Origin of the sequence: Streptomyces massasporeus, from assembly GCF_014648995.1 — a bacterium.
In the GTDB taxonomy this organism is placed as follows: domain Bacteria; phylum Actinomycetota; class Actinomycetes; order Streptomycetales; family Streptomycetaceae; genus Streptomyces; species Streptomyces massasporeus.
Map to the genome: position 1 here is coordinate 715,482 of NZ_BMSE01000002.1, position 18,111 is coordinate 733,592.

The 18,111-nt window shown below is 71.9% G+C and carries 14 protein-coding genes and 3 tRNA genes; 9 read left to right on the forward strand and 8 right to left on the reverse strand.

Features of this window, described 5'->3' with window-relative positions:
* The first annotated feature begins 95 nt into the window (after positions 1-95).
* The 4 genes from IE153_RS08050 to IE153_RS08065 all read left to right on the forward strand — a co-directional run bounded on the left by IE153_RS08050 (position 96) and on the right by IE153_RS08065 (position 6,104).
* Entirely contained in the window at positions 96-1,373 is a 1,278-nt protein-coding gene (locus IE153_RS08050) for a deoxyguanosinetriphosphate triphosphohydrolase (RefSeq protein WP_189589042.1), read from the forward strand.
* A 134-nt stretch (positions 1,374-1,507) separates the two neighbouring features.
* A complete protein-coding gene (locus tag IE153_RS08055; protein ID WP_189589043.1) occupies positions 1,508-2,773 on the forward strand; it encodes an NAD(P)/FAD-dependent oxidoreductase in 1,266 nt (421 codons plus the stop codon).
* Between the two features lie 29 nt (positions 2,774-2,802).
* Positions 2,803-4,722 (forward strand): DNA primase, encoded by a 1,920-nt coding sequence (dnaG, locus tag IE153_RS08060; protein ID WP_189589044.1) that lies wholly within the window; start codon positions 2,803-2,805, stop codon positions 4,720-4,722.
* An 86-nt stretch (positions 4,723-4,808) separates the two neighbouring features.
* Complete coding sequence (locus tag IE153_RS08065) at positions 4,809-6,104, forward strand: RNA polymerase sigma factor (RefSeq protein ID WP_189589045.1); 1,296 nt, start codon at positions 4,809-4,811, stop codon at positions 6,102-6,104.
* Between the two features lie 155 nt (positions 6,105-6,259).
* Here the strand turns inward: IE153_RS08065 and IE153_RS08070 are convergent, their stop codons facing one another.
* The 4 genes from IE153_RS08070 to IE153_RS08085 form a co-directional block, all read right to left on the reverse strand.
* The gene (locus IE153_RS08070; protein ID WP_189589046.1) at positions 6,260-8,188 is read right to left on the reverse strand and encodes an ABC transporter ATP-binding protein; all 1,929 of its coding nucleotides are present in this window, start codon (positions 8,186-8,188) and stop codon (positions 6,260-6,262) included.
* Positions 8,188-9,921, reverse strand: coding sequence for an ABC transporter ATP-binding protein (locus tag IE153_RS08075; RefSeq protein ID WP_189589047.1), 1,734 nt, complete (start codon positions 9,919-9,921; stop codon positions 8,188-8,190). The genes IE153_RS08070 and IE153_RS08075 overlap by 1 nt, the downstream gene beginning before the upstream one ends.
* A gap of 111 nt (positions 9,922-10,032) precedes the next feature.
* On the reverse strand, positions 10,033-11,481 hold the full coding sequence (locus IE153_RS08080) for a xylulokinase (RefSeq protein ID WP_185013272.1): 1,449 nt from the start codon (positions 11,479-11,481) through the stop codon (positions 10,033-10,035).
* Positions 11,482-11,654: 173 nt separating this feature from the next.
* Positions 11,655-11,960 carry a YtxH domain-containing protein gene (locus IE153_RS08085; RefSeq protein WP_030836676.1) on the reverse strand — a complete coding sequence of 102 codons (306 nt, stop codon included), beginning with the start codon at positions 11,958-11,960 and terminating at the stop codon, positions 11,655-11,657.
* A gap of 159 nt (positions 11,961-12,119) precedes the next feature.
* On the opposite strand from IE153_RS08085, the gene IE153_RS08090 reads away from it, so the two are divergent.
* The 3 genes from IE153_RS08090 to IE153_RS08100 all read left to right on the forward strand — a co-directional run bounded on the left by IE153_RS08090 (position 12,120) and on the right by IE153_RS08100 (position 12,537).
* A tRNA-Asn gene (locus IE153_RS08090) sits at positions 12,120-12,192 on the forward strand.
* A gap of 5 nt (positions 12,193-12,197) precedes the next feature.
* A tRNA-Asn gene (locus IE153_RS08095) sits at positions 12,198-12,270 on the forward strand.
* Between the two features lie 190 nt (positions 12,271-12,460).
* A tRNA-Ile gene (locus tag IE153_RS08100) sits at positions 12,461-12,537 on the forward strand.
* Positions 12,538-12,614: 77 nt separating this feature from the next.
* Here IE153_RS08100 and uppS read toward each other — a convergent pair.
* The 4 genes from uppS to IE153_RS08120 form a co-directional block, all read right to left on the reverse strand.
* The gene (gene uppS, locus IE153_RS08105; protein WP_308432147.1) at positions 12,615-14,492 is read right to left on the reverse strand and encodes a polyprenyl diphosphate synthase; all 1,878 of its coding nucleotides are present in this window, start codon (positions 14,490-14,492) and stop codon (positions 12,615-12,617) included.
* 67 nt (positions 14,493-14,559) lie between these two features.
* Complete coding sequence (locus tag IE153_RS08110) at positions 14,560-15,525, reverse strand: YihY/virulence factor BrkB family protein (RefSeq protein ID WP_189589048.1); 966 nt, start codon at positions 15,523-15,525, stop codon at positions 14,560-14,562.
* Positions 15,526-15,595: 70 nt separating this feature from the next.
* On the reverse strand, positions 15,596-15,838 hold the full coding sequence (locus IE153_RS08115) for a DUF6411 family protein (RefSeq protein ID WP_031111933.1): 243 nt from the start codon (positions 15,836-15,838) through the stop codon (positions 15,596-15,598).
* 70 nt (positions 15,839-15,908) lie between these two features.
* Complete coding sequence (locus IE153_RS08120) at positions 15,909-16,607, reverse strand: ANTAR domain-containing protein (RefSeq protein WP_189589049.1); 699 nt, start codon at positions 16,605-16,607, stop codon at positions 15,909-15,911.
* A 185-nt stretch (positions 16,608-16,792) separates the two neighbouring features.
* On the opposite strand from IE153_RS08120, the gene IE153_RS08125 reads away from it, so the two are divergent.
* Together IE153_RS08125 and IE153_RS08130 are read left to right on the forward strand one after the other, a co-directional pair.
* Positions 16,793-17,149, forward strand: coding sequence for an STAS domain-containing protein (locus IE153_RS08125; RefSeq protein WP_229828905.1), 357 nt, complete (start codon positions 16,793-16,795; stop codon positions 17,147-17,149).
* Positions 17,146-18,099, forward strand: coding sequence for an anti-sigma factor RsbA family regulatory protein (locus tag IE153_RS08130; RefSeq protein WP_189589051.1), 954 nt, complete (start codon positions 17,146-17,148; stop codon positions 18,097-18,099). The genes IE153_RS08125 and IE153_RS08130 overlap by 4 nt, the downstream gene beginning before the upstream one ends.
* The last annotated feature ends 12 nt before the right edge of the window (positions 18,100-18,111 follow it).

The window sequence follows — 18,111 nt, forward strand, 5'->3', positions numbered from 1 at the left end:
CCCAGGGGCGCGGGGAACTGCGCGACCAGCCAAAAACCACCCGCACACGCCCCACAACAGAACCCGGCACACGCGTTGGCGCTTACTGTCGAGCCATGGACGGCACCGCACAACACCCCCCCGCCTACGACCCGACGTCAGTCGACCGCTGGGCCCCGGAACCCGACAAACGCCCCGGCCGCACAGCCTTCCAACGCGACAGGGCAAGGGTCCTCCACTCCGCCGCCCTCAGAAGACTCGCCGGCAAGACCCAAGTCGTGACACCCGGCACCATGGGCCCCGCCTGGGACGCCAGCCCCCGCACCCGCCTCACCCACTCCCTCGAATGCGCCCAGGTCGGCCGCGAACTGGGCGCGGCCCTCGGCTGCGATCCCGACCTCGTGGAAGCCGCCTGCCTCTCCCACGACCTCGGCCACCCACCCTTCGGCCACAACGGCGAACAGGCCCTCAACGAGTTCGCGGCGGACTGCGGCGGCTTCGAGGGCAACGCCCAGTCCCTCAGACTCCTCACCCGCATCGAGCCCAAACGGTTCACCCCGGACGGCTCCGTCGGCCTCAACCTCACCCGCGCCGCCCTCGACGCCGCCACCAAGTACCCCTGGCCCCGCGGCGCCCACCCCACCGACCCGGCGTCCCACAAGTTCGGCGTCTACGAGGACGACCGCCCGGTCTTCGACTGGCTCCGCAAGGACGCCCCCGGCACCCGCACCTGCTTCGAGGCGCAGGTCATGGACTGGTCCGACGACGTGGCCTACTCCGTGCACGACGTCGAGGACGGCCTGCACGCCGGCCACATCGACCCGAACTGCCTCCAGGCGGACCCCGAACGCCGGGACGTCTTCGAGGTCGCCCGCGGCCGGTACGTGCCCGCCGACACCGACCCCGCCGAGCTCGCCGAGGCCCTGGACCGGCTCCTGGCCCAGGAGTGGTGGCCGCACGGCTACGACGGCACCGCCGTCGCCCAGGCCCGCCTGAAGGACGCCACCAGCCAGCTCATCGGCCGCTTCTGCCTGGCCGCCGAGACCGCCACCCGCACCGCGTACGGGGCCGGGCGGCTCACCCGGTACGCCGCCGAGCTGGTCGTCCCGCGCGAGACCCGGATGGAGTGCGCCGTCCTCAAGGCCGTCGCCGACCTCTACGTCATACAGCGCGCCGAGCAGGAGCGGCTGCGCGCCGACCAGCGGATCGTCGTCGCCGAACTGGCCGAGGCGCTCACCGCCCGCGCCCCGGACGGCCTGGACCCGCAGTTCCGCGCCCTGTTCGACCGGGCGGCGGACGACAGGGCGCGCAAGCGGGTGATCGTCGACCAGATCGCCTCCCTCACCGACACGTCCGCCCGCTCGCTTCACGCCCGTCTGACGGGGCAGGGATGACACTGACGCGACGGGTGGGACGCGAGCACCCCCGAATGTGACCCTCCGTGGCCTGATCGGGTCACTCCCTCTTCCCGCATCACGCTCCGTGCGGGACGCTCGCAAGTGGCGACACCCTGACGAGGAGGCAACAAGTGGTCGACGCGGATCAGACATTCGTCATCGTCGGAGGCGGACTGGCCGGCGCGAAGGCGGCCGAGACGCTCCGCGCGGAGGGCTTCACCGGCCGCGTGATACTGATCTGTGACGAACGCGACCACCCCTACGAGCGCCCGCCCCTGTCCAAGGGCTACCTCCTCGGCAAGGAGGAACGCGACAGCGTCTTCGTGCACGAACCCGCCTGGTACGCGGCCCACGACATCGAGCTGCACCTCGGCCAGACCGTCGACGCGATCGACCGTACGGCGAAGACGGTCCGCTTCGGCGAGGACGGCACCCTCGTCCGCTACGACAAGCTGCTCCTGGCGACCGGCGCCGAGCCCCGCCGCCTGGACATCCCGGGCACGGACCTGGCCGGCGTGCACCACCTGCGCCGCCTCGCCCACGCCGAGCGCTTCAAACACGTCCTGACCAACCTCGGCCGGGACAACGGCCACCTCGTCATCGCCGGAGCCGGCTGGATCGGCCTGGAGGTCGCGGCGGCGGCCCGCGAGTACGGCGCGGAGGTCACGGTCGTCGAACACGGGCCGACCCCGCTGCACGGCGTGCTGGGCCCGGAGCTCGGCGGGCTCTTCGCCGACCTGCACCGCGAGCACGGGGTGCGTTTCCACTTCGGCAGGCGGCTGACGGAGATCGTCGGCCAGGACGGCATGGTCCTCGCGGCCCGTACGGACGACGGCGAGGAGCACCCGGCGCACGACGTGCTGGCGGCGATCGGCGCGGCCCCGCGCACCCACCTCGCGGAGGCGGCCGGCCTGGAGATCGCCGACCGGGCCCACGGCGGCGGCATCGTCGTCGACGAGCGGCTGCGCACCTCCGACCCGGACGTCTACGCGGCCGGCGACGTCGTCTCCTTCCCGCACCCCCTGTTCGGCACGCGGGTGCGCGTCGAGCACTGGGCCAACGCCCTCAACGGCGGACCGGCGGCCGCGCGCTCCATGCTGGGCCGCGAGGTGACGTACGACCGGGTGCCGTACTTCTTCTCCGACCAGTACGACCTGGGCATGGAGTACTCCGGCTGGGCGCCCGCGGGCGCTTACGACCAGGTGGTGATCCGCGGGGACGCCGGGAAGCGCGAGTTCATCGCGTTCTGGGTGAAGGACGGCCGGGTGCTGGCCGGGATGAACGTGAACGTATGGGACGTCACGGACAAGATCCAGCGCCTGGTCCGCTCCAAGGCGAGGGTGAACACGGAGTCGCTGGCGGACCCGCACGTCCCCCTGGAAAGCCTCGCACCGTAGCTGTCACACCACCCCCGTAGACTTCACGCGTGGCAGGACGGATCAACGACGAGGACGTGAAGGCGGTACGGGACGCGGTCCCGATCGACGCCGTGGTGTCCGAGTACCTCCAGCTGCGCAACGCGGGCGGCGGGAACCTCAAGGGTCTCTGTCCCTTCCACGACGAGAAGTCGCCGTCCTTCCAGGTCAGCCCGAGCAAAGGGTTCTTCCACTGCTTCGGCTGCCAGGAGGGCGGCGACACCATCACGTTCGTGATGAAGATCGACCACCTCACCTTCTCGGAGGCGGTCGAGCGCCTGGCCGGCCAGGCGGGCATCACCCTGCGCTACGAGGAGGGCGGCTACAACCCCTCCCACCAGCGCGGCGAGCGGATCCGCCTGGTCGAGGCCCACAAGATCGCCGCCGACTGGTACGTGGAGCAGCTCGCGACCAGCCCCGAGGCCGACACCGGCCGCCAGTTCCTCGCCGAGCGCGGCTTCGACCAGGCCGCCGCCCAGCACTTCTCCGTCGGCTACAGCCCCCAGGGCTGGGACCACCTCACGCGCTTCCTGCGCGGCAAGGGCTTCACCGACAAGGAGCTGGTCCTCTCCGGCCTCTCCCAGGAGGGCCGCCGCGGCCCCATCGACCGCTTCCGCGGCCGTCTGATGTGGCCCATCCGCGACATCGGCGGCGACGTCGTCGGCTTCGGCGCCCGCAAGCTCTACGAGGCGGACAACGGCCCGAAGTACCTGAACACGCCCGACACGGCGATCTACAAGAAGTCCCAGGTCCTCTACGGCATCGACCTGGCGAAGAAGGATATCGCCAAGGCGTCCCGCGCGGTCGTCGTCGAGGGCTACACGGACGTCATGGCCTGCCACCTCGCCGGAGTGACGACCGCGATCGCCACCTGCGGCACCGCCTTCGGTGGCGACCACATCAAGATCCTCCGCCGGCTGCTCATGGACAACGGCTCGGCCCGCGTCATCTTCACCTTCGACGGCGACGCCGCCGGCCAGAAGGCCGCCCTGCGCGCCTTCGAGGACGACCAGAAGTTCGCCGCCGAGACGTACATCGCCATCGCCCCGGACGGCATGGACCCCTGCGACCTGCGCCTCGCCAAGGGCGACGAGGCCGTCGCCGACCTCGTCGAACCCCGCACCCCGCTCTTCGAGTTCGCGCTGCGCCAGATCGTGAGCCGCTACGACCTCGACACCCCGGCGGGCCGCGCGTCCGCGCTGGACGAGGCCGCCCCGATCGTCGCCCGCATCAAGAACAGCGGCGCCCAGCACGAGGTCGCCGTCCAGCTCGCCGGCATGCTCGGCATCCTCGACACCCAGTTCGTGGTCAAGCGCGTGGCCCAGCTGGCCCGCTGGGCCCGCGACCGCGGCGGCAAGGGCCCCGCCCCGGAGCGGCACCACCAGGGGCAGCAGTACGCCGGCCCGCCCCAGAGTGCCGCCCCCCGCGGCCCGGCCCTCAACCTCCGCAACCCGGTCTTCGCCACCGAACGGGAGCTCCTCAAACTCGCCCTCCAGCGCCCCGAGTTGGTCTCCCCGGCCTTCGACGCGTACGGCGTGGACGAGTTCACCGCCCCGCCTTACGCCGCCGTCCGCCAGGCCATCCATGACGCGGGCGGCGCCGAACCGGGCGTCGCCGACCCCCAGGACTACCTGGTCAGGGTCCGCGAGGCCGCCCCCGACGACGCGGTCCGCGCGATGGTCACGGAGCTGGCCGTCGAGGCGATCATGCTGCACAAGGGCGTGAAGGGCGCCGACGAGGTCTACGCGGGCGCCCAGTTGGTGACGGTCCGCCGCCGGGCCGTCGAGCGCCGTATCCGCGACATCACGGGCCGGCTCACCCGCCTCGGCACCCACGGCGACCCGGCCGAGCTCGCCGCCGTACAGAACGAACTGTGGGTCCTCCAGCAGTACGACCAGACCCTCCGGGAGCACGGCGCCGCCGCGCTCTGAGGTCACCGCGCGGTCACGGACCGGAAGCAAAAAGTCATCGCACGCCCCTCGTGGCGACGATGTGTCTTACCCCACACTGGGTTCCGGTGCCTGAGTCCTCGGAGCGCGGCCGATCCGTCACCGACGGGTCCCAGACCCCCGCGGTTCCGCTCATCGCGTACGGGACGGAAAGCGGCGAGGCCGACTCCGCCCCCGAAGTACCGCTGCCGTACTCCTTGGCAGCGATCATCCTGGAGGTCGCCCCCGTGCAGACCCAGACCCTCACCCAGACCGACGCCGGTGCCGCGCCCGGCGCCGACGGCACCGCGCCGGACGCGGAGGCCGACGCCCTGTCCGCGGTCCCGGCGCAGAGCCGCGCCGTGCACCACCCCGAATCGGAACCGGAGCCGGACGAGCCGCCCGCCGAGGCCGTCGAGGCGGCCGAGCCCCCGGAGGTCGTCGTACCGACCCCGACCCGTACCGAGTCCGGCAGCCCCTCCTCGGACCTGTTCCGCCAGTACCTGCGGGAGATCGGCCGCATCCCCCTGCTGACCGCCGCCGAGGAGGTCGAACTCGCCCGCCGCGTCGAGGCCGGCCTGTTCGCGGAGGAGAAGCTGCGGCTCACCCCCGACCTGGACAGCCAGCTCGCGCTGGACCTGGACCGCCTCGTCGTCATGGGCCGCATGGCCAAGCGCCGCCTGATCGAGGCGAACCTGCGCCTGGTCGTCTCCGTCGCCAAACGCTACGTCGGCCGCGGCCTGACGATGCTCGACCTCGTCCAGGAGGGCAACCTCGGCCTGATCAGGGCCGTCGAGAAGTTCGACTACGCCCGCGGCTACAAGTTCTCCACGTACGCGACCTGGTGGATCCGGCAGGCGATGTCCCGCGCCCTGGCCGACCAGGCCCGCACGATAAGGGTCCCGGTCCATGTCGTGGAGCTCATCAACCGGGTCGTCCGCGTCCAGCGCCGCATGCTCCAGGAGCGCGGCTACGAGCCGACGCCCGAGGAGGTCGCGGCCCACCTGGAGCTGCCGCCGGAGCGGGTCAGCGAGGTCCTGCGCCTCGCCCAGGAGCCGGTGTCGCTGCACGCGCCCGTGGGCGAGGAGGACGACGTCGCCCTCGGTGACCTGATCGAGGACGGCGACGCGACGTCTCCGGTGGAGTCGGCGGCGTTCCTGCTGCTCAGGGAGCACCTGGAGGCGGTCCTGTCGACCCTGGGGGAGCGGGAGCGGAAGGTGGTCCAACTCCGCTACGGGCTGGCGGACGGCCGCCCCCGCACCCTGGAGGAGATAGGCCGCATCTTCGGCGTGACGCGGGAACGGATACGGCAGATCGAGTCCAAGACCCTCAACAAGCTGCGGGACCACGCCTTCGCGGATCAGCTGAGGGGCTATCTGGACTGATGCCGCCTGCGGGCCGGTGGGGGTTGTTCGCGCAGTTCCCCGCGCCCCTGAAAGGGCGTCAGCTGCACGTACCCAAGGGGCGCGGGGAACTGCGCGACCAACCACAACGGCCCCGCAGCCGCCCCACGACACCATGCGGCGCCCCCGAACGCGCATCAGTCCACCTCGGCCACCGCCTGCGCGAACTGCGCCTGGTACAGCCGCGCATACGCACCGCCCGCCGCGAGCAGCTCCTCGTGCGCACCCTGCTCCACGATCGACCCGTTCTCCATCACCAGGATCGCGTCCGCGTCCCGGATCGTCGACAACCGGTGGGCGATGACGAACGACGTGCGCCCGTGGGCGAGTTTCGCCATGGCCTTCTGAATGAGCACCTCGGTCCGCGTGTCGACCGAGCTCGTCGCCTCGTCCAGCACCAGGATCACCGGGTCGGACAGGAACGCCCGGGCGATGGTGATCAGCTGCTTCTCACCGGCACTGACCCCGGTGCCCTCGTCGTCGATCACCGTGTCGTACCCGTCCGGCAGCGTCCGGACGAACCGGTCCGCGTGCGCCGCCCGGGCCGCCTCCTCGATCTCCCCGCGGGTGACCTCCCGGGACGCGCCGTACGCGATGTTCTCCGCGATCGTGCCGCCGAACAGCCAGGTGTCCTGGAGCACCATGCCGATCCCGGCCCGCAGTTCGTCCCGGGACATCCGCGCGATGTCGACGCCGTCGAGGGTGATGCGCCCGCCGGTGACGTCGTAGAACCGCATCAGCAGGTTCACCAGGGTCGTCTTGCCGGCACCCGTGGGGCCGACGATGGCGACCGTGTGCCCCGGCTCGACCTTCAACGACAGGTCCTCGATGAGCGGCTTGTCGGGGTCGTAGCGGAACGACACGTGCTCCAGCGCCACCTGCCCGCGCAGCTCCTCGGGCCGCAGGCCCGGCACCGGGTCGGCGCCCTGTTCCTCCGCGTCGAGCAGCTCGAAGACCCGCTCCGCCGAGGCGACACCCGACTGCACCAGGTTCGCCATGGACGCGACCTGCGTCAGCGGCATCGAGAACTGCCGCGAGTACTGGATGAAGGCCTGCACATCGCCGATCGACAGGGTGCCGGAGGCCACTCGCAGTCCGCCGACCACCGCGACCAGCACGTAGTTGAGGTTCGACACGAACATCATCAGCGGCTGCATGACCCCGCTGTTGAACTGCGCCTTGAACCCCGCCTCGTACAGCGCGTCGTTCTGTTCGGCGAACTGCCGCGCCGACTCCTCCTGCCGTCCGAACACCTTCACCAGGGTGTGGCCCGTGTACATCTCCTCGATGTGCGCGTTCAGCTGGCCCGTCGAGCGCCACTGCTGCACGAAGTGCGGCTGCGACCGCTTGCCCACGCGCGTGGCCACGACGAACGACAGCGGCACGGTCACCAGCGCGACCAGCGCGAGGATCCAGGAGACCCAGAACATCATGGCGAGCACGCCGATGATGGTCAGCACCGAGTTGATGAGCTGCCCCATCGACTGCTGGAGGGTCTGACCGATGTTGTCGATGTCGTTGGTCGCCCGGGACAGCACCTCACCGCGCTGGCGCTTGTCGAAGTACGACAGCGGCAGCCGCGACAGCTTCGTCTGGACGTCCTCGCGCATCCGGAACATGGTCCGGTTCACGGCACGGTTCACCAGCCGCGTCGCCACCGCCATCAGCACCCCGGCCACCGCGAACACGCCCAGCGCCAGCAGCAGCACATGACCGACGGCCGTGAAGTCGATGCCCTCGCCCGGGGTGAAGTCGGTGCTGCGCAGCATGTCGGCGACGTCACCGTCCCCGCGCTGCCGCATCGAGTCGAGGACCTGTTCCTTGGTCGCCCCCTCCGGCATGCCGCGCCCGACGATGCCGGCGAAGACCAGGTCGGTCGCCTTGCCGAGGATCTTCGGCCCAACGACGCTGAGGCCGACGCTGAGCACCACGCACAGCAGCAGCACGTAGATGGTGATCCGCTCCGGCCGGAATTGCGCGACGAGCCGTTTGCCCGATCCCTTGAAGTCGAGCGAGCGAGAATCGGGGCCGCCCCCGGCCATCATCCGCCCCATGGGCCCCGCCATCAGGCAGCCTCCGCTTCCGTCAGCTGGGAGAGCACGATCTCCCGGTAGGTCTCGTTGTCCGCCATCAGCTCGTGGTGCCGGCCGGTGCCGACGACCCGGCCTTCGTCCAGGACGACGATCCGGTCGGCGTCCCGGATGGTCGCCACCCGCTGCGCGACGATCACCACGGTCGCCTCGGCGGTCTCCTGCCCCAGCGCGGCCCGCAGGGCGGCGTCCGTGGCGTAGTCGAGCGCGGAGAAGGAGTCGTCGAAGAGGTAGATCTCCGGCCGCTGCACCAGCGTCCGGGCGATCGCGAGCCGTTGGCGCTGACCACCGGAGACGTTCGTCCCGCCCTGCGCGATCGGCGAGTCGAGACCGCTCTCCAGCCGCTCCACGAAGTCCTTGGCCTGCGCCACCTCCAGCGCGTGCCACAGCTCCTCGTCGGTCGCGTCCGGATTGCCGTAGCGCAGATTGGTCGCCACCGTCCCCGCGAACAGGTACGGCTTCTGCGGCACCATCCCGACGGTCTTCGCGAGCAGCTTCGGCTCGATCTCCGCCACCTGGACACCGTCGACGAGCACCTGCCCCTCGGTCGCGTCGAACAGCCGCGGGACCAGCCCGAGCAGCGTGGACTTGCCGCTGCCGGTCGAGCCGATGACGGCGGTCGTCTCACCCGGCCTGGCGACCAGGTCCACGCCCCGCAGCACCGGCTCCTCGGCACCCGGATAGCGGAAGCCCGCCCCGCGGATCTCCAGATGCCCGTGCCGGCGCAGCTCCCGCACCGGCGCCGACGGAGGCACGACGCTGGAGGAGGTGTCCAGCACCTCCTGGATGCGCTCGGCGCACACCTCCGCGCGCGGCACCATCATGAACATGAAGGTGGCCATCATCACGGACATGACGATCTGCATCAGATAGGCCAGGAACGCCGTCAGGTCGCCGATCTGCATCCCGCCGCTGTCGATCCGGTGCGCGCCGAACCACACCACGGCGATCGACGACAGGTTCACCACCGTCATGACGATCGGGAACATCAGCGCGAGCAGGTTGCCGGTGCCCAGCGCGAAGTCGGTGAGATCGGTGTTGGCCTTCCGGAAGCGCTGCTGCTCGTACTCGTCCCGGACGAAGGCGCGGATCACACGGTTGCCGGTGATCTGCTCGCGCAGCACCTGGTTCACCGAGTCCAGCCGCTCCTGCATCGACCGGAACAGCGGGCGCAGCCGCCGCACGATCAGCGTCACACAGATGCCCAGCACCGGTACGACCGCCACCAGCACCCCGGACAGCGGCACATCGAGACCGAGCGCGAGCACGATGCCGCCCACGCACATGATCGGCGCCGACACCAGCAGCGTGAACGTCATCAGCGCCAGCATCTGCACCTGCTGGACGTCGTTCGTCGTCCGCGTGATCAGCGACGGCGCCCCGAAGTGACCGACCTCACGCGCGGAGAACGACTGCACCCGGTCGAACACGGACGCCCGCAGGTCCCGCCCCAGCGCCGAGGCCGTACGGGCGCCGTAGTACACGGCGCCGATGTTGCACACGACCTGGACCAGCGAGATGCCGATCATCAGACCGCCGTAGCCCAGGATGTAGCCGGTGTCGCCGTTCACGACGCCCTGGTCGATGATGTCGGCGTTCAGCGTGGGCAGGTAGAGCGTGGCGCAGGTCTGCAGGAACTGCAGCAGCACCAGGAGAGCGATGGGTCTCTTGTAGGGCCTGAGACAGGTCCGCAGAAGTCGTATGAGCACGCTGCTTCTCTCGGAGTGGACGACGGGGCGAGTGGTTGCCCCTGGCCCCTATCGTCGAACACTCCACCGGCGTTACCTCAAGCGAATTAACCCAACAGGCGGTCAAACCCGTCAGAGGGCCCCGGGGTGCGTCTGCTCCCGCACCGCCACGAACTGCTGCCGCACCGCCTGCCCCACGGCCAGCTCGTCCCCGGGCTCCAGCACCTGCGCCACCGCGCCCTGCCAGGCCGGCGGGTTGCGCACATCGAGCGTGCCCTGCGACGCCCCGAGCGCCCAGGCCGCCTGGCGGGCGGCGCCGATCGCCGCGTAGTCGGCGGGCTGCGGCACCACGACCTGCGTCCCGAACAGCGCGGGCGCGGCGGCCTGCACGGCGGGCAGTTCGGCGGCCGGCCCGAGCAGGAACACCCGCCGCACCTCCACACCCCGGCCGCGCAGCACGTCCAGCGCGTCCGCGAGCCCGCACAGCATCCCCTCGAACGCCGCCCGCGCCAGATGCTCCGCCTTCATCGACTCGCGCCTGAGCCCGGCGAGCGTCCCGGCGGTGTGCGGCAGGTTCGGCGTCCGCTCACCCTCCAGATAGGGCAGCAGCACCAGCCCGTGCGACCCGGGCGTCGACTTCATCGCGAGGTCGGACAGACTCTCCAGATCGGGCAGCCCGAGCAGCTCGGCGGCCCCGCGCAGCGTCCGTACGGCGTTCAGCGTCGTGACGACGGGCAGGTGCATGCCGGTCGCGTCCGCGAGCGCGGTGATCATCCCGGACCCGTCGACCAGCGCCTCGGGGTGCACGGCCATCACCGACCCGGACGCGCCCAGCGACACCACCGCGTCGCCGAGGCCGATGCCGAGACCGAACGCCGCCGCCATGGTCTCGCCGGTGCCCACGGAGATGAGCAGCCCCTCCGGCGTCGTACCTGCGGCGTCCGCCGGGCCGATCACCTCCGGCAGCATCACCTGGTGCCCGAGGGCCAGCTCCACGAGGTCGGGCCGGTAACCACCGGTCGCCGCCGACCAGTAACCGGTGCCGGACGCGCCGCCCCGGTCGGTGGTTCTCCTGACCGGCCGGCCCAGCAGCTGCCACACCAGCCAGTCGTGCGCCTGGAGGAGGATCGCGGTGCGCTGGGCGTTCTCCGGCTCGGTCCGGGCCAGCCAACGCAGCTTGGTGACCGGCTGAGCGGCCTGCGGCACACAGCCCACCGCCTGCGCCCACGCCTCGCGCCCGCCGAGCGCGTCGACCAGATCGGCCGCGGCCACCTGCGTGCGCTTGTCGCCGCCGACCATCGCCGGCCGCACGGTGTTGCCCTGCGCGTCCAGCGGCACGACGGCGTTCTGCTGCGCCGACACGCCGATCGCCTGCACGCCCTCCAGCAGCCCGCCGCCCGCGGCCTCGCCCAGGGAGAGCAGCCAGGCCTGCGGATCGACGTCCGACGGCCGGCCGCCGCCCTCGGGGCTCTCCACCGGATGCGGTGCATATCCCTGCCTGAGCACGGCTCCGGAGTCCGTGTCACAGACGACGATACGAGTGAAATCGGGTGAACTGTCCAACCCGGCGACTATCCCCATGGCCAAAATTCTGCCGTACCGCTGCGCCGGCCGGAGCCGTGGGCGCCGTGGGGGGTGTCGCCGGGTTTCGGGTGCGGGCTCGTCGTGGCTGGTCGCGCCCGCGCGGCGGAGCCGCACATCGATACAGCCCCGCGCCCCTTTTCAGGGGCTCGGGGCTGCTCGGCATCAGAGGATCACGTGTTGCTCGTGCCCCAGTCGTCCTCGCCGCCGTTGTGGGTGGCTCGGTCGCGGAGGTGACGGACGCGTTCCGCCACCGAGTCGGGGACGCGGTCGCCGACCTTGTCGCTCACCACGTGGTACGCCTTGCCCGCGAACTCGCGGCCCTGGTGGGCCGCCGTCTCCGCGGTGTTGCGGACGGCGGGGTTCTGAGCGAACTGCCGGGCTGATTTCTTGAGCTGCTCGTAGCGCTCGCGTCCGGCCCTCGTGCCCAGCACGTAACCCAGGACGACTCCGGCGACGAACGTGAGCCGGTAACGCATGGCGGCCACCCTTTCCTTGCGTAGGTCTCCGGTGCGGCGTCGGTGCCGGGGAGTACCGATTGGCGGAGCACCCCCCTGCTTGCGCTAATGTATGTGTCGCAGCGAACGAGCGCCCCCTGGCGGATACCCAGGTGGGTACGTTCGATGCAAACGAGACCTTCCTCGGTAGCTCAATTGGCAGAGCAGCCGGCTGTTAACCGGCAGGTTACTGGTTCGAGTCCAGTCCGGGGAGCTCGGTCCTCCGTAGCTCAATTGGCAGAGCAGCCGGCTGTTAACCGGCAGGTTACTGGTTCGAGTCCAGTCGGGGGAGCAGGTTGAAAAAGGACCCCTCTCAGGGGTCCTTTTTCATGTCCGTCTCCCTGGTCCGGGAACCGCGCGGCACCCGGCGCAGTCCTCAAGGTCACGCAGGCCGTGCGAAGCCGCCCAGCCGAAGCAGGAGATCGTATGAGCGGCTATGCTGCGGCAGACGGCGCGCACACATGTACGCGACACGCCGCTATGGGGCGGTAGCTCAGCCGGTTAGAGCAGCGGACTCATAATCCGTCGGCCGTGGGTTCGAGTCCCACCCGCCCCACCACGCGCTACACGCGCAGAACCGTTTCTACTCGCGGGAGTGCGAGAAGGGCGGTGCCGCTCCAGAGCGGCTCATCCGGTTCACCCGCCCGGCCCCGCAGCAGGGGCCGTCGAGCAGTGGGCTGCTGACGGTCCGTCGCTGGGGGACGTGGCCGGGGTCGCGCCGTGGTGGCGCTGGCGGTGGGTGTACGCGGTGAGCGCCTGCCAGAGGTCGCGGCGGTCGGTGTCGGGCCAGAGGCCGGGCGTGAAGTGCAGCTCCGCGTAGGCCGTGTGCCAGGGCAGGAAGTTGGAGACGCGCTGTTCGCCGCCCGTGCGCCAGAGCAGGTCCACGTCCGGCATGTCCGCCAGGGGCAGGTGGCGCGCGAAGTCGTCCTCGGCGATCAGGCCGGGCTCCAGACGGCCCTCCCGGGCCCGGCGGGCCAGGGCGGCGGCCGTGCGGGTGAGCTCGTCCCGGCCGCCGTAGTCGATGCACATGGTCAGGGTCAGGCCGGTACGGGCGCGCGTGGTGCGCTCCCTCAGGTGGAGCAGGTCGACCAGGTCGGGCGGCAGACGGCCGGCGCGGCCGTGCCAGCGCAGCCGGACGTCGAGGTCGCGGAAGGGGTTCTCGGTCAGTTCGCGGCGCAGCAGGTCGAGGATCGCGTCGACCTCCTCCGGGTCACGGTGCCAGTTCTCGGTGGAGAAGGTGTAGAGCGTCAGATGGCGCAGGCCGAGGTCCAGGGCGCCATGGACCACCTCGCGGACCGCGGTGGCACCGGCGCGGTGACCCTCGTGCCGGGGCAGACCGCGCTGTTGGGCCCAGCGGCCGTTGCCGTCCATGATCACGGCGACGTGGGCGGGCAGATCGCCGGGCGGGATCTCGGGGGGCCGCGCGCCGCTCGGGTGGGGCGGCGGCAGCCGGAAGGTGCCGGGGGCGGGTGCCGGCCGGGCCGGTGCCGGTGGACGGTGGGCGCCGGGGTGTTGCGGCGGCGGCACGGTCAGCGGGGTGAGGCTCCAGGCCAGGGCCGCGCGGGCCCGGGCGGGGGCGAGGATGCGGGCCCGGGTGCGCAGCGCGGGCCGGGGCGGGGAACGGAGCAGGGCCGGACCCGCGGCGTCGATCGCGTCGAGCTGGGCGCGCAGCAGGGCGGCCATCGTGTGCAGGACCGTGGCGGGGCCGGGGTGCATGCCGCGGGTGAGCGACTCGTGGCTCACCCACTGGCGGGCCAGACCGGTCAGGTGCGTGACCAGGGCGGTGACGGCGGGACTCCAGCGCCGCCGCGCCAGGTCGGCCGCCGAGCCGGGGTGGAGGTCGAGGGCCTCGGGGGGCAGCAGGAGGTCGCCCTGGGCGAGGTCGGCGGCCAGGTCGGTGAGGATGTCGGTGAGCCGGACGCCGTCGAGGAACTCCTCGTAGGCCTCCCGGGTGTCCAGACGCAGGGCGACGGGGACTCCGGCCCGGTCGAAGACCGTGCGGACCAGGCCGAACCAGGGCAGGAGGTTGTCCCGGCCCCAGGTGCGCCACTCGGCCCAGTCGGTGAAGTGCCTGCCGTCGGTGTCGTCCTGGACCTGGGCCATGGCGTCCCGCAGCTCGGACAGGTCCAGGCGCCAGCGGTTCGCGGTGTCCACCAGGGCGCGTCGGATCGGGTCCGGGCTTGAGCCGGTGGGCAGTTCGCGGTGCAGGGCGGTGATCCAGGCCCCGACCCGGGCGGCCCGCTCGGCGGCGGGCGCGGTGCGGTCGTCGCCCAGGTCGTCCAGGGCGTTGGCGGCCGCCCACAGGGCGTGCAGCGCCGGGCGCAGGGCCGCGGGCACCAGCTGGATCAGCCCGTACTCCGCCGGGTCCTCGTCCTTCGTCCGGCGCCGGCACAGTCGGTAGGCCGCCCGCAGGGCCGGGTCGTCGCCGGTCACCGGGGGGCCGGCCGGTCCGGGGGGTGTGGAGGTCGCTTCGAGGTCTGCCGGTGCTGTGGTCGCGGGGGGCACGTCGCTCACACCGAGGACGATACGTCCTGGTTCTGCGTGGTGATCACAGGGGCCGGGCGCGCGTCAGCGGTGGACGTCACGGGCCCGGTCCCGGGTCCGGGCGCACGGCCTCCGTGATGCCGGCCCGGGCCGCCTCCAGCTGAGCGGCGAACGCGATGCCGAGGAACAGGACCACCCCGGTCAGGTTGGCCCACAGCAGCAGGGCGACGAACGCCGTCAGCGGCCCGTACACCGCGCCGAAGGAACCGCTCTCGGCGACGTAGACGGCCAGCAGCCAGGTGGCCGTGATCCACAGCACCAGATGGACCGCCGAGCCGAACGCCAGCCAGGTGTATCCCGGTTGGTCCCGGCGGGGCGCCCAGCGGAAGATCGCCGACGAGGCGACCCAGGCGAGCACCACGCCCAGGGGCACGTCGAGGGCGCCCCACCAGTCGAGCAAGGTGCGGGACCAGCCGTAGGCCTCCACCACCGCACTGCCGACGGCGTCGCCCGCGACGAGCACGAGGAACCCCAGCACCATCGGCATGCCCGCGGCCAGGGCGAGGAGCAGGGCACGGCCGTACTTGGCCAGGAAGGGCCGGTCGCGCTCGATGCCGTAGATGCGGTTGGCGCCCCGCTCGACCTGGGCCATCGCCGAGGCCAGGTTGAGTACGGCGAAGGCCAGGCCCGTCCACATGGCGACGGCGCCCCAGGCGCCGGAACCGGCGCTGCGCTCGGTGCCGTCGAGGGCGTCCTCGATCAGCTCCGCGCTGGCGCCGGGCACGATCCGGCCGAGGGTGAGTTCGATGATCCGCCCCACGCTCTCGGTGTGCACGGTGGTGGCCACGCCGACCAGGGCGATGGTGAACGGCACCATCCCGAGGACCACCTGGAAGGCGAGGGAGCGGGAGTTGCTGAAGCCGTCGGCGTAGCGGAACCGGGTGAACGCGTCGACGAGCAGCCGGCGGCCCCCGTAGCGCCGCAGCGCGGTGAACGCCTCGTCTCCGGAGAGTTCCTCCCCGATCATGTCCCGCGTCTGCGGGACATGCACTGCGGTGCCCATCGAGAAGGTCTCCTTCTGGCTGCCCTGCTGTACCGGACCAGCATGCCGCGCAGGCCGGCCGGGCGGTACGTCAGAAGGGCATGCGGCCGCGGGTGCGGCGGCCGGCCGAGCCGCTGCGGCTCACCGCGCGGGAGCTCGTGTGGAAGGGCTTGCTGAAGAGCCTGCCCAGGACGCCGGGGGCCTTGCTTCCGGCGCGGGCGCCCGCGCCGAGCGAACGCTGGGTGCCGCGCTCGGGGTGGCGCGAGAGACGGGGGACGAGGAAGGCGAGCACGGCCAAGAGCACGCACCCGGCGATGACGACCGCGATGATCACGAATAACTCCCTTGACTGGTTGGGGAGATACGGGTGCCCCGTCGCGCCGCCTCTATGTGGCCTTCTGCGTTCAGCCCCGGCGGCGCCGCGCGAGAGCCCGCTGCAGCGCAGTGCGCAGCTCGGGGGACGGCGGGTGCCCGTCCGCTTCCGCGCTCGCCGTCACCGCCGCCGCGACATCGCGCAGCTTGGTGTTCGACAGCTGGGACGCCTCCCGCAGGATGTGCCACGCCTCGTCGGACGTGCAGCCGTGCGTGGCCATGAGGATGCCCCGGGCCTGGTCGATGACCGGGCGGGAGGCGATGGCATGGCGGAGCTGCTCGACCTCCTCCTGCAACACGTGCAGGCACTCCGCGCGTTCCAGGGCGACCGCCGAGGAGGCGGGAGCGGTCGGCGGCCCGGCGGGAACCGGGCCCGTGACGGCCAGACCGGTCAGCGGGTCCGTCGTGTCCAGGCCCGCCAGCTCCAGGATCCGGCGCGGCTGGCCGTTCCAGTTCGTCGCCGTCACCGTCAGCGACCGCTGCCGGCCGTGGTCGGCCAGCAGGTCAAGGAACTGCAGACCGGCCGTGTCCATGAAATGCACGCCCGCCATGTCCAGGTCGACCCGGGTGACGGTGGCCGGCAGACCGGCCAGGGTCCGGGCCAGGATGTCGGCGCAGCCGTGAACGAGCTCACCCCGCGGGGTGAGCTCGGCGCGGTCCGCGTCGACGCGGCCACGGATGACCAGGGTGTCCAGCCCTCCTGTGAGATGTGGTGATGCCGCTGAGGTCATGTCACCGCCTTGTCGGTCCTCGTCGGTCGTGTTCGTCTCGGTCGCCGGACTGCGCGACTCGCCCCCGTGGACGTCGGTGTGAGGGTGCGCCTGCCCGCCGTACGGCGTACTACACACCCTTTGGGGGAATGAGCTTTCGTCGTACGGGTACGAGCGCAGTGGTCCAGAAGCATCGGGAGAGGGCCTTGAACACTCGGCAACAGCTGTCGCAGACCGGCCCGCGAGGTCCGGTGCCGGGCCTCGCGGTGTTCCCGCTGGCCGGGCAGCGGGGCGTCCGGGCGGCCGGCGAGGTCGGTCTGACGACCCGGGCGATCTGGGAAGGCGTACTGGAACAGGCCGTTCGCGAGGACGATGACGTGTATTACCTGGAGCTGTCCGGCGTGACGTTCGTCGACGTCGCGGGCGCCGGCGCGCTCGCGGCCGCCGCCGGGCAGCTCCGGGACGGCCGGCGGTTCGTGGTGCGCAGGCCGCCGCCCGCCCTGCGGCGCACGCTGGACCTGCTGTGGCCGGGCCAGACGGGAATCGAGGTGTCGACGTCATGACCGCTGCCGTCACCGAGCCCTTCGGGCCGCTCGACCCCTTCGCCCACCCCGCGCTCTTCTACCGGGACGAGCAGGAGTACCTCGACGGCACCCTGCCGTTCGTGCACGACGGCCTGGACGCCGGCGAGCCGGTCGCCGTCGCCGTGCCCGGCAAGAACCTCGCCCTGATCAGGGACGCGCTGGGGGACGCCGCCGGAGCCGTGCGGCTGCTGGACATGCGCGAGGCCGGACGCAACCCCGGGCGGATCATCCCCGGCGTGCTGCGCGCCTTCGCCGACGCCCAGCCCGCCGGCCGCCGGGTGCGGATCATCGGCGAGCCCGTCTGGGCGGGCCGCTCCGACACCGAGTACCCGGCCTGCGCCCAGCACGAGGCGCTCATCAACGCCGCCTTCCGGGGCCGTACGGCGACGATCATGTGCCCGTACGACGTGGCGCGGCTGCCCGAGCACATGGTCGCCGACGCGTACGCCACCCACCCCGCCGTCATCCACCCCGGCTCCCGCACGGCGCGGGACAACGACGCGTACGCCCCCGAGGACGTCGTCAGCCGCTACAACGAGCCGCTGGCGCCGGTGCAGGACGCGCTGACGTTCTCCTTCGTCTCCGACTCGCTGTCCCACGCCCGGCACGTGGCCGTCGGGGAGGGCGCGCGGCTCGGCCTGGCCGGCGTGAAGCTGGACGACCTGGCCCTCGCCACGGCCGAACTCACCACCAACAGCGTGGTGCACGGCGGTGGTTCGGGCGTGCTGCGGGTGTGGGCCGAGGACGGGTACGTGGTGTGCGAGGTCCGCGACGAGGGGCAGCTCGCGGACATCCTGGCCGGACGCCGGCCAGTGCCCCGCGAACAGCGCGGCGGGCGCGGGGTCCTGCTGGTCAACCTGATCGCCGACCTGGTGCGGGTGCACCGCAGCGACACCGGGACGACCGTGCGCTGCTGGTTCGCCCGCTGACCGCCCGCTGAC